This window comes from Mesorhizobium sp. M7A.F.Ca.US.005.03.1.1, assembly GCF_003997975.1.
GTDB classification, from domain to species: domain Bacteria; phylum Pseudomonadota; class Alphaproteobacteria; order Rhizobiales; family Rhizobiaceae; genus Mesorhizobium; species Mesorhizobium ciceri.
In genome coordinates, this window is sequence record NZ_RZRO01000144.1 from 1 (window position 1) to 11508 (window position 11508).

Genomic DNA, 11508 nt, shown 5'->3' on the forward strand with positions numbered 1-11508 from the left:
CGAAAGCCAATGCCGATCAAGTGCGCCGTATCCGTGGCATTCTCGACGGGCTGTCGCTGGAGGTTGCAACGCCCACCGAAGCGCGCGACATGCTGGCGCTCAAGGGCGGCGACCGGGTGGCGTTTTGAGATGCTGATCTGAGATGAACCTGCAATGATTGCCTCGCCCAAAATCCGCCTCCGCCCCGGCCGAGTGGAAGACGTCGAAACCATCCACGCCGCGATCCTGAAACTCGGCACGCATATCGGTGCGCCGGAGGAGATCATTTCGACAGCAGATGATTTGCGCACCTACGGCTTTGGTGAAAAGCCCGCTTTCTCCACCCTGATCGCCGAAGTGGGCGGCGAGTTTGCCGGCCTTTGCCTGCATTTCCCGATCTTTTCGACATGGATGGGGCGGCCTGGCGTCTATGTGCAGGATCTCTATGTCGAAGACCGGTTTCGCGGCCGGAAGATCGGCGAGCGGCTGCTGCGGCACGTTGCGGCGCAGTGCCGGAAGGAAGGCGGCGTCTATCTCCGGCTGTCCGTCGACACCGACAATGAAGGGGCCAAGGCCTTCTACGAGAGGCTGGGCATCGCCTGGTCGAGCTACGAACAGACCCAAAAAATCATCGGCGAGGCCTTCTTTGCTTTCGCCGACGCGCCGGAAAACGGGGATCAGGAATGAAAGCCTTCTATGCCGAGGAACAGAAGCGCCACGACCCCAGGGCCTTTCTTTCGAGCGGCGCGGCACAGCCCAATCCGGAAAAGCCGGAGCGCATCGAGAGATTGTTAGTCGGCGCACTATCTGCGGGTTGCACGATCGAGCGACCTCGGGATCATGGGCTCGGCCCGGCCGCGGCGGTGCACACGCCGGAATATCTGGATTTCCTCGAGCATATCTACGCGCGCTGGCAGCGCATCGAGGGCGCTTCGGCCGAAGTGATCCCGAACATCCATCCGATTGCGCGCAATGGCTCCTATCCGGCCTCGGCGGTCGGCCAGGCCGGCTATCACATGGCCGACACGGCTTGCCCGATCTCGGGCGAAACATGGCAGAGCGCGCTGTGGAGCGCCTGGAGCGCGGTCGAAGCCGCCGAGGCGGTGATATCAGGCGCGCCGGCCGCCTACGCGCTGTGCCGCCCGCCCGGCCACCATGCCTTTGCCGATGTCGCCGGCGGCTTCTGTTTCATCAACAACTCGGCCGTCGCCGCGCAGGTTCTGCGCAAACAAGCCGCACGGGTGGCGATCCTCGATGTCGACCTGCATCACGGCAACGGCACGCAAGGCATCTTCTATGCACGGCCGGATGTGCTGACCGTCTCGCTGCACGCCGATCCGGTGCGCTTCTATCCGTTCTTCTGGGGCCATGCCGACGAGCGCGGCGAAGGGCCCGGCCTCGGCTACAATTTCAACCTGCCGCTGCCGCGCAAATCCGCCGACGCGGCGTTTCTCGAAGCGCTCGAGGTGGCCTTCCAGCGCATCCGTGCCTTTTCGCCCGACGCGCTCGTTGTGGCGCTCGGCCTCGACGCGTTCGAGGGCGATCCGTTCGGCGGACTTTCGGTGACGACGCCTGGCTTCTCGCGCATCGGCGAGGCCATCGCAAAGCTCGACCTACCGACGGTCATCGTCCAGGAGGGCGGCTACCTCTGCGACGAACTCGGCGACAATCTCACGGCGTTCCTCACTGGTTTCGGCGGCAAGATGCGGTGAATGCTCAAGCCAGCGTCAGGAGCGCTGCTGCCTGAGCATGGCGATGACCCGATGCACACTTTCCAGCGTTTCGTCGATTTCGGCTGCCGTGTTGTAGTGAGCAATGCCGATGCGCACGACGCCATGCTCGGCTGGAATGCCGAGCTGGTGGACGATCTCCCAGGCGTAGTTGTGACCGGACCACAGGAAGATATTTTCGGCGTTCATCTGCCGCACGATTGTCTCCGGCACGATGCGCTCGACCGTGAAGGAAACCGTCGGCACGCGATCGCCGAGCCGCTTCGGGTCAGTGATGCCGTGGACGGTCAAGCCCTCGATATCGGACAGGCTGTCGATCAGTTGTTGCGCCAACGGGTTTTCGTATGCGATCGAAGCCGCGAACGCCTTGGCGATCTTCTGCCTTCTTGAACCGCCCTCGCCCGCCGCCGCGCCAAGGTCGGCAAAGTAGTCGACCGCGGCGGTGAGGCCGGCCATCAGCTCGATCTGCGGCGTGCCGAGTTCGAACCGCTCCGGCAGACCGTTGGAAGAGCAGCGGCATTTGTAGGGCTCCAGCGTCTCGATGACATCACGGCGGCCCCACAATATGCCCATATGCGGTCCGAAGAATTTGTAGGCCGAGCAGATCAAAAAATCGCAGCCGAGCTCCTGCACGTCGATCAGGCCGTGCGGCGCGAATTGGACGGCATCGACATAGACCAGCGCACCGGCATTCCTGGCTATCGCAGTCAGCGCCTTCACCCGGTTGATCGAACCGGTCAAATTGCTGGCGTAGTTCAACGCGACCAGCCGTGTCTTCTCCGAAAGCAAGCCAGCCAGCGTCGCCTCCTCGACCTGCCAGCTGGTTTCGTCGAACGGCAGCCAGCGCACGACGAGGCCGTGATCCTCGGCCAGTTGCAGCCAGGGCGAGACGTTGCCCTCATGGTCCATGCGGGTGAGAATGATCTCGTCACCGGGCTGCATCGTGCGGCCGAGCGTGCGCGAGATGTGGTAGGTCAGCGTCGTCATGTTGGCGCCGATGATGATTTCCTCAGGACTTGCGGCGCCGAGGAAATCGGCCATGGCCTCATGTGCCTCATCGACGACGGCCTGCGCGGCAATCGTCGTTTCGAAGTAGCCGCCAAGGTTCGCATTGGTGGTCAAGAGACAGCGCGATACCGCATCCGCCACTGCCTGTGGCACCTGCGTGCCGGCAGGGTTGTCGAGATAGATGCGGCGGCGGCCCTTGTCGGTCAGAGAGAGAGCGGGAAATTTTCCCCGGATAGCCTCGATCGGAAAATTCATTGCCGCCCTTCTCCCATTGTAATCGTTGGATATTCGGCCAGCAATCCCCGTTCAAGGACAGGGATTGCCGACCCGCTGGTGGATCGCATCCACCGCCTTCTGCATTTCGTCGGTCCAGACGACGTCGACGGAAGACAGCGCCATATCGAGCTGCGCAACGGTCGTCGCGCCGACGATGTTCGAGGTCACGAACGGCCGGCTCGAGACAAAGGCGTTGGCAAACAGTGCCGGCTCCAGGCCAAAGGAGCGCGCCAGCTCATTGTATTCGAGTTGTGCCTCGGCGGCACCTGGCGTCTCGTAGCGCTGGCCGCGATTGAACAGCTGCGTGCGCGAGCCCTGAGGCCGCGCGCCGTGGTCGTACTTGCCGGTGAGATAGCCCTGCGCCAGCGGCGAATAGGGCAGCAGCGACACCTGCTCGCGCTCGCAGACCTCGGCGAGATTCACCTCGAAGGTGCGGTTGACGAGATTATAGGCGTTCTGGATCGACGCGACGCGCGGGCCGATACCCTGGTCGGCTTCGGCAAGGAACCGCATCACGCCCCAGGAACTCTCGTTCGACAGGCCGAAATGCCGGATCTTTCCTGCCTTCACCAATTCGTCAAACACGGCAAGCGTCTCGGCGATCGGCGTTTCGCCGGCCGGTGCGCCGACGGAATCGGCGCGTGGCGACACGGCGCCGACGCGCGTCGGGTTGGCGCCCCAGGGGATATCCCGCTCCGGCCAGTGGATCTGATAGAGGTCGATGTAGTCGGTGCCGAGCTTGGCCAGCGACTTGTCGATGGCGTCAAAGATATCGGCGCGCACCAGTTGCGACGGCCTGTCGCCGCGAAACCAGCTGTTGGCCGTGCGGCCGACGACCTTCGAGGCCAAGATCACCTTGTCGCGGTTGCCCTTGGCCTTCATCCAGCTGCCGATGATCTTTTCGGTCCGCCCCTGCGTCTCCGCCTTGGGCGGGATCGGATAGAGCTCGGCAGTGTCGATGAAATTGACGCCGCGCGAGAAAGCCAGGTCCATCTGGGCGTGGCCTTCGGCCTCGGTGTTCTGCTGGCCCCAGGTCATGGAGCCCAGGCAGATCTGGGTAACAAGAAGATCAGTCCGACCGAGACGGCGTTTGTGCATGGATTCGGCTCCGGAGGAAGGCTGGCGCGACTGCGCGGAGGAGCCGCATCTATAGGCAAAGCAGAGCCGCTCTCCAAGCCTCGCCAGGCCGACTTTTGCGTGAACCAGCCGGGTTAGCGGCGAGCACCGGCCAGTGCACGACGCTTGGCCTCGTCGATCAGCATGTTGGCCACTTGCATGCGGATCATGGCGCGCTGGCGCAAATGTGGGGCGACGCGGTCGGGATGGTTGGCAAAGGCAAAGCTGCGGCGCATACGGCCGAAATCGGCGACCTGCTTGGGCTGATTGAGGCCGAGTTCGACGGCGATGGCTTCGGGATCGATCGGCGGCAGTTTTTCCTCGGGCTTTGGCTCTTCGCCGGCGAGAGCCAGCTTGGCATGATCGAGCAAAGCGGCGAATTCGGTCGCCAGATCCGCGCCTGCCTCGCGATATTCGGCAGCGGAAACCTTGATGCGACCGGAATGGAGCTCATCGGCCACCGAAAGATAGTCGAACGGGATGGATGGACGAGCGCCGGCCTCTACGTCCTCGCCATTCTTGTCGGGGGCGATGAAGAGGTCGTCGAGCAACGAAGCGAAATCCCGCTTGGCGCCAGTAGCGATGTCAGCCTCCCCCTCGCCCGACCATTCGGGTATCGAAGCATAGAACCGGCTCGTTAAAAATGCATGGCACCGATCTCAATGAATTTAGCCGTCGCCTCGTGGCAGCCATGCAGCCAGCATTCGAGGCTACGATGCGCGTCAGCAAAAGTTTCACCCGGTTGCGGAAAATGGCGAAAAAAATCGCCAAGACATGGCAGGTATGCAAATGCTGCACTGCACAATTGTCACGATTCACCTATATTGGCAGCCGTGGAGGACCAATTTGGGGCTTGAATCATGGGTTTCTTCACTGAAATGTTCGCCCGGCCTCGGCCACAGGAACATCTGAGATACCGCTCGGCGCTCGCGCTGCTTCATTCGATGAGCAATGCCGACCGCGCCGACATAGGGATCAAGCCGGCCGACTTCCCCCGCATCGCCCGCGAAATGTCCATTCGCTAGCTGCATCCGGTGTTCAGGATGTCCCGGATCGGTCCGGGACACCTCCAAAAAATTCAATTCCTTAGCGCGATCCCAGGAACGTCGCCTTGCCCAACGGTACGCCATTGTGGCGAAGGATGTCGTAAGCCGTGGTGAGATGGAAATAGAAGTTGGGCATGGCCACATGCAGCAGATACTGCAGGCCGGGCATCGAGCTTTCGCGTCCACCAAGCTTCAGCTCGATGATCTTGTCATCGGAGCCGTCGAATTCGGCAGCCGAAAATGTCGCGAGAAGGTCGAGCGTCTTCGTGATGCGAGCCTGGACATCGGCAAAACTCGCCTCATTGTCCTCGTATTTCGGCACTTCGCGGCCGGCGAGCCGTGACGGCGCGCCCTTGGCATGATCGGTGGCGATCTGCACCTGCCTGGTCAAGGCGAACATGTCCGGCGCCAGCCGCGCCGTCAGAAAAACCTGCGGGTCTATCTTGCGGTCCAGCGCATTCTGTTCGGCGGTCGCAAGCACATTGGAAAGCGCTTTCAGCCTAGCCGAAAACACCGGCACGGATGCCTCATACATCGATATCGTCACGTCAAATCTCCTGCCCGGCCCAGCGCCGGCGGACGCGACGTAGCGCCTTCGTGCAGGATTTTTCAAGGCCGCCGACGCCGCGTCACCACGTTGCCGCAATCGCCGTCGTAGAATCCTCTTATCGAGCGGAGGTTCCCGATGAGATGCGCCCTTTTCGCAGCGACTGCCTTTCTCTCCCTGGCCCCGATCGGTCAAACGACCTTGGCAGCCGAAGATGCCCCCGAAGCGCCCTATGTCGACGACCGGTCGAGCGCCGATGCTGTTGTTCGTTCGCTCTACAGCGCCATCACCCGGCACGAATTCGCCCGCGCCTGGGGGTATTTCGGCGATACAAAACCGGCAAAGGATTTCGACAGTTTCGTCAAGGGCTATGACGGCACCGACAAGGTCGAGGTCTTGACCGGGGCGGTTTCCGACGAAGGTGCGGCCGGCAGCATTTTCTACAACGTGCCCGTCGCCATCCGCGCCACCGACAAGAGCGGCGGCGAAAAGGTTTTTGCCGGCTGCTACACGCTGCGCCAGGTGAATGCCCAGATCCAGGCGGAGCCACCCTTCGATCCGATCCACATCGAGAATGGGGCACTGAACCCCTCCACCGCCGATTTCGAGGAGGCGCTGCCGCCAAGCTGCGGCGACGGGCCGCCGCCACCGAAGAAGGACACTGCGCTGGAGCAGGCAAAGAAGGCGTTTCTGGCAACCTATGGCGGCCAGTGCGACAAACAGTTCCTGGCCGACGAGCCAACGGTCTTTTCAATCAAATACAAGGACAAGGATGCGCAGCCCGGCGACCCCGACAAGGAGACGCGGCTGTTCCATTTTTCCTGCTCGGCCGCCGCCTACAATGAAAGCTCGGTCTATTATATGACCGACGAGACATCGGCCGTGCAGCAATTGCAATTCGCCGAACCCAAGATGGACATCCGCTACGAGAACAATGACAGCAACGGCAAATTGCTGGGCATGAGCATCGTCGGTTTCCAGACGTCCGGCTGGGCGGTCAATTCCGACTATGACGAGGCCACCCAGACGATCACCACGTTCAACAAGTGGCGCGGGGTCGGCGATGCTTCCGACGCCGGCACGTATCTGTTCCGCAACGGCAATTTCTCGCTGGTCCAGTACGACGTCGATGCATCATATGACGGCGAGCAAAATCCCGAGACTGTCGTCGACTACAACACTGCGCCTTGAGCGTCACACGGGCTTGCAGGCAGCCTGTCAGGGCGACTTCGACAGCATCCAGTTGAGCGTGCCGCGCCAGTCGGTCATGCGGATCGGGGTGCCATGGGTGCCGGTCTCGAAACGAACGAAACGGGTCGGGTAAGTCTTCGATTTGGCCAGGATCGAGCGAAAGAATGCCTCCTGATTTGCCACTGGGAAGACCACGTCGTGACTGCCCTGGCCGAAAAAGACCGGCACACGGCGCTTGAATGCTGGGCTGGTGAAAAAGCTCTCATCCCATAGCGAGCCGAGCAGCAGCAGGCCGTTGATGCGGCCGCCCATGTCCTTGCGCGCGGCAAGCTTCCAGCACAGCGCACCACCCATCGATCCGCAGGCAACGAAGATCTTCGCGCCTGGCGACCGGTCGGCATAGTGACCGATCAGCGCTGCCACCTGCGCTGCTCCCTTGTCGCCGAAATCGGTAAAATCCGGGCTAAGGTAGAGGCCGCCATTGCTGGCCATCAGGTTCTTGAGCCGGTTGAAATTGCCGCCGAAGGTGAAGTCGTCGACGCCTTGCTTGCGGCTGCCGCCCTGCCCGTGCAGGTAAAGCACGATGATGCCGGCGCCCTCGGTCTTGCCGACGGCGACATGCCTGATATCGCCGGCGTCGGTTTTCAGCAACAGATCCTGCTGCACCTTGCGCACGCTGGCGTCGGTATATTGGGCGTTCACCCGCCGCTCGGGCACCTGGTCACGCTGGTTGATGTCGCGCATCTCGCGGTAGTCGATGACCGTGTAGGCGCCGTTGCTGTCGGACGACAGCGTGGGCGGATAGGCGAAGAGATCGTCCTTGAAGGGTTTTAGGGACAGCGTCTGACTTTGCGCAGCCGACGACAGCAACGCGGTCGTGACTGCAAAGGCACAGAAAATTTGGCGGCGAAAAGACATACCCAACGCATGCGTAATTCGGCTTGGGTTTGTCAATCCTGCAGCACGCCGCCGGCGCCTTCCAGCGCCTCGCGCGTGTCGACATCGACAGACGCCGCCGCGCCGATCTCGACATCGATGACATCGAGCCCTTCGGTCTCGACCAGATGGCGTGCGCCGGTGTCGCCCTCCAGATGGGCGATCGCCGGAAACAGCGAACGCGGCAACAGCACCGGATTGCCGCGCTTGCCGTCATGCGAAGCGCGGACCACCGCATTGCCGCCGCCCTTGCGGAACGCATCGATCAATCTGTCGAGATCGTGGGACGTGATATCGGGCATGTCGCCGAGCACGATCATCACACCGGCGGAGTCCTCCGGCAGATAGGCAATGCCGGCCTTCAGCGACGTGGACAAGCCGTCGGTAAAATCAGGATTGTGCGCGAAGGTCACGTCGAGGCCCGCCAGCGCAGCGCGCACCCGCTCGCGCTGGTGGCCGGTGACGACGACAGTTCTGGACGCCTTCGAGCCAAGCGCCCGCTCGGCGGTGCGGCGCACCAGCGGCTTGCCGTCGAACAGCGCCAACAGCTTGTTCGGCCCGCCCATGCGGCTCGACCGGCCGGCCGCCAGCAGCACGATGCCGACCTTCAGTTGAGATTTGGCCGGCAGCGGTTCGCGCGGCTGCGGCCGTGTGGGGATTTCCATCAACAGCCCGCCGACCCCCATGCCGGCAATATCCCTGGCGGTCACGTCGAGACCGGCGATCAATCGGTCCAGCACCCAATCGAACCCGTTCTCCTTGGGACTGCGGGCGCAGCCGGGCGCGCCGATGACGTGCTTGCCGCCGAGCGTACCGAGCACCAGCAGATTGCCGGGATCGACCGGCATACCGGCGCGGACGACGGTACCGCCCGCTTTCTCGATCGCCGCGGGAATGACATCGGCGAAATCGCTCATCGCCGAGGCGCCGAAGATCACCACCATGTCATTGTCGCGCACCAGGGAAGCCGTGGCCTCCGCCACCGGCGCGATCTCATGCGCCGTGCGGCGCTCGGCCGTCAGCCTGCCGCCGGTACGCGCCAGCCGTGCTTCGGTGACGCGCAGCGTCTTGTCGAGCACGGAAGGCTTGATGCCCGGCAGAACCGTCTGGATGACGCCGACACGCACGGGCCGGTAGGCATTGACGGCAAAGATCTCGCCTGCGGCGCAGATTTCTGTCGCAGCGTCGACCAGCGCTGAACCGACCGCGAAGGGAATGATCTTCACCGTCGCGACCATCTGGCCTTTTTCGACCGGCGCATGCTGCGCCAGCGTGGCGATGGTGATGGCGGGATCGATGGCATTGATGGCGTCGATGGCAACGGCATCGACCGTGAAGATGCCCGGCGCCTTGGCGTGGAGGTTGACCCGCCCGGTCGCGGCAGGCTTGGCTTCGATGCCGCGAAAGGCCATGCTCCCGGCAATCGTTTGCGCGGCCGCATCCTCGCCGAGGTCGTCCTCAGCCAGAACAGCCGCAACGACCTCGGAAACACCGGCAGTCCGTAGCAGCGCCACATCTTCGGCGCTCAGCCTATGCGCCTTGCGGAAGCGGCGTTCACCAGCGGTGGTGGAGTGTGCCAGCACCGCGCCTTCCGCCGTCTCGATCGGGATCGGTCCGAATTTCACGCCGCCGCACCTTTTGCGTCCAGCCCGCGCGAGCGGAAGGCATGGATCGCCTGGGCCAACACCGCAACAGCAATCTCTCCCGGGCTGGCAGCACCAATATCGAGCCCGATCGGCGCATGGATACGGGCGATCTGGTCGGCGCTCGCGCCCAGCGCCAGCAAACGTTCGACACGCTTGGCATGCGTCTTCCTGCTGCCGAGCGCGCCGACATAGAAGCAGTTGGCGTCTAGTGCTGCCTTCAGGGCGAAATCATCGACCTTCGGATCATGGGTGACGGCGGCAAGTGCGGTGTAGCTGTCGAGCGGCTGACGCTTCAGCACATCCTCCGGCCATTCGGCATGAAGCGCCACATCGGGAAAGCGGTCCGGCGTGGCGAAAGCGGTGCGGGGGTCGATGATCTCCACGGGATAGCCGGCGATCTTCGCCATCGGCGCCAGCGCCTGGCTGATATGGACAGCGCCAATCACGACCAGACGCGGCTGCGGCAGATGCGCGTTGAGAAAGAAAGTCCGCCCCTCGGCTTCGACCGAACCGGAATTACCGGTGCGAAACGCCCTGGCGATCGCGGTTCCGAGATCGCCGGCGACGTGATCGCCCTCGCGCACGATCCGGTCGCGGCCGTCACCGAGATCGGTGACAAGGATCGCCGCACGGCGGGCGCGTCGTTCGGCGTTCAAAGTTTTTAAGGCGTAGGGATCCATCAGGAAATCTCTTGTCCGAGCATCATCTTGTCCAAAAACCGGGTCCCACTTTTTGGGATCATGCTCTAGCCCAGTCTTTCCACGTACACCTTGATGCGGCCGCCACAGGACAAGCCCACTTGCCATGCGGTTTCATCGGCAACACCGAACTCCAGCATCCTGGCCTTGCCGCTGTCGATGACGTCGATGGCCTCGCTGACCACAGCGCCTTCGACGCAGCCGCCCGAGACGGAGCCGTGGAAATTGCCGTCTGCGTCGATGACCAGATGGCTGCCTACAGGTCGGGGCGCCGAACCCCAGGTCTCGACCACTGTCGCGATGGCCACGTCCTTGCCGTCCTTCATCCAGCCCTCCGCAATGATCAGCGGGTCGCGGGCCTCATCCAGATAAATGCTGTTTTCCATGACCGTTTCTCCAGAAGTCTGTTTTTCTCGGGATCTGTTTTCCGGATGGGAAGGATATGGTTATGCGGCGCGCCTCGCGCCAGCTTCCAGCCATCGGCGCGGATCGACGGATTGTGCCGACTTCTTGTCCAATGACGCGCAGAGATCGGCGAGCGCATCGAGATTGTGCACCGAGCGGAACTCGTCGACATGCGGCAGCATCGCCTTGACGCCACGGGCGCGCGCCTGGAAGCCGTCGAAGCGCAGCAACGGGTTCAGCCAGATCAGCCGCCGGCAGGATTTGTGCAGGCGCTCCATCTCCTCCGACAGGCCGGCGACATCGTCGCGCTCCAGCCCATCTGTGATCAGAAGCACGACCGCCCCCTGCCCCAGCACGCGACGCGACCATATCAGGTTGAACTCGGCCAGCGTGTCGCCGATGCGGGTGCCACCCGACCAGTCCATGACCGCCGCCGAACAGTCGGCAAGGGCTGCATCCGGGTCGCGATGGCGCATCTGCCGCGTCAGATTGGTCAGCCGGGTACCGAAGACGAAGGTGTGCACGCGACGCCTTTTTTCCGTCAGCGCATGCAGGAAATGCAGGAAAATCCGCGTGTACTGGCTCATCGAGCCGGAAATGTCGGCCAACACGACCAGCGGCGGATGAACCTCGCGGGCCGAGCGGAATTTCGGCAGGATCAGTTCGCCGCCGGTGCGCGCGGCCGAACGCATCATGGCGCGCGGATCGATGCGGCGGCCATGCGCATCGGCCTTGAAGCGCCGCGTCCGCACCATGTCGAAAGGCAACCGCAACTGCGCGATCGCCTTCTTGGCGTCGGCCATCTCGGCGGCGTTCATCTGGGCAAAATCCTTGGCCCGCAGCACCTCGTTGCCGGAAAAGGTGAAGCGGGCGTCGACCTCGATCTCGGGAATTTCCTGTGGCGGCTGGTTCTTCTGGTGTCCCTCGAAC

The 11508-nt window shown here is 62.9% G+C and carries 14 protein-coding genes; 5 read left to right on the plus strand and 9 right to left on the minus strand.

Features of this window, described 5'->3' with window-relative positions:
- From EN990_RS33010 to EN990_RS33020, 3 genes are all read left to right on the plus strand, one after another.
- Nucleotides 1–128: 3-keto-5-aminohexanoate cleavage protein (locus EN990_RS33010; RefSeq protein WP_206526370.1), on the plus strand; the 128-nt coding region annotated here is incomplete at its 5' end.
- Between the two features lie 25 nt (nt 129–153).
- Nucleotides 154–666 (plus strand): GNAT family N-acetyltransferase, encoded by a 513-nt coding sequence (locus EN990_RS33015; protein ID WP_064995381.1) that lies wholly within the window; start codon nt 154–156, stop codon nt 664–666.
- Complete coding sequence (locus tag EN990_RS33020; protein ID WP_127369609.1) at nt 663–1691, plus strand: histone deacetylase family protein; 1029 nt, start codon at nt 663–665, stop codon at nt 1689–1691. Before EN990_RS33015 ends, EN990_RS33020 begins: the two co-directional genes overlap by 4 nt.
- Nucleotides 1692–1706: 15 nt before the next feature.
- Here the strand turns inward: EN990_RS33020 and EN990_RS33025 are convergent, their stop codons facing one another.
- From EN990_RS33025 to EN990_RS33035, 3 genes are all read right to left on the minus strand, one after another.
- Nucleotides 1707–2972, minus strand: coding sequence for a cysteine desulfurase-like protein (locus EN990_RS33025; RefSeq protein ID WP_127388531.1), 1266 nt, complete (start codon nt 2970–2972; stop codon nt 1707–1709).
- Between the two features lie 51 nt (nt 2973–3023).
- Nucleotides 3024–4091, minus strand: coding sequence for an aldo/keto reductase (locus tag EN990_RS33030; protein WP_127370093.1), 1068 nt, complete (start codon nt 4089–4091; stop codon nt 3024–3026).
- A gap of 113 nt (nt 4092–4204) precedes the next feature.
- The gene (locus EN990_RS33035) at nt 4205–4660 is read right to left on the minus strand and encodes a hypothetical protein (RefSeq protein WP_082827379.1); all 456 of its coding nucleotides are present in this window, start codon (nt 4658–4660) and stop codon (nt 4205–4207) included.
- Nucleotides 4661–4969: 309 nt separating this feature from the next.
- Here EN990_RS33035 and EN990_RS33040 point away from each other — a divergent pair, with 309 nt between their 5' ends.
- The gene (locus EN990_RS33040) at nt 4970–5134 is read left to right on the plus strand and encodes a hypothetical protein (protein WP_023810361.1); all 165 of its coding nucleotides are present in this window, start codon (nt 4970–4972) and stop codon (nt 5132–5134) included.
- Nucleotides 5135–5195: 61 nt separating this feature from the next.
- On the opposite strand, the gene EN990_RS33045 is transcribed toward EN990_RS33040, so the two are convergent.
- On the minus strand, nt 5196–5702 hold the full coding sequence (locus EN990_RS33045; protein WP_063167831.1) for a DUF1993 family protein: 507 nt from the start codon (nt 5700–5702) through the stop codon (nt 5196–5198).
- 138 nt (nt 5703–5840) lie between these two features.
- Between EN990_RS33045 and EN990_RS33050 the strand changes: the two genes are divergently transcribed.
- Entirely contained in the window at nt 5841–6893 is a 1053-nt protein-coding gene (locus EN990_RS33050) for a DUF1176 domain-containing protein (RefSeq protein ID WP_127388532.1), read from the plus strand.
- A 27-nt stretch (nt 6894–6920) separates the two neighbouring features.
- On the opposite strand, the gene EN990_RS33055 is transcribed toward EN990_RS33050, so the two are convergent.
- The 5 genes from EN990_RS33055 to EN990_RS33075 all read right to left on the minus strand — a co-directional run.
- Nucleotides 6921–7811, minus strand: coding sequence for a phospholipase (locus EN990_RS33055; protein WP_013532109.1), 891 nt, complete (start codon nt 7809–7811; stop codon nt 6921–6923).
- Nucleotides 7812–7843: 32 nt separating this feature from the next.
- Complete coding sequence (locus EN990_RS33060; protein WP_127369513.1) at nt 7844–9454, minus strand: molybdopterin-binding/glycosyltransferase family 2 protein; 1611 nt, start codon at nt 9452–9454, stop codon at nt 7844–7846.
- Entirely contained in the window at nt 9451–10155 is a 705-nt protein-coding gene (locus tag EN990_RS33065) for an XdhC family protein (RefSeq protein WP_013532111.1), read from the minus strand. Before EN990_RS33065 ends, EN990_RS33060 begins: the two co-directional genes overlap by 4 nt.
- A gap of 65 nt (nt 10156–10220) precedes the next feature.
- Complete coding sequence (locus EN990_RS33070; RefSeq protein WP_013532112.1) at nt 10221–10559, minus strand: XdhC family protein; 339 nt, start codon at nt 10557–10559, stop codon at nt 10221–10223.
- 60 nt (nt 10560–10619) lie between these two features.
- Nucleotides 10620–11508, minus strand: an 889-nt coding sequence (locus EN990_RS33075) for a VWA domain-containing protein (protein ID WP_127388533.1), incomplete at its 5' end; no start/stop codon positions are given.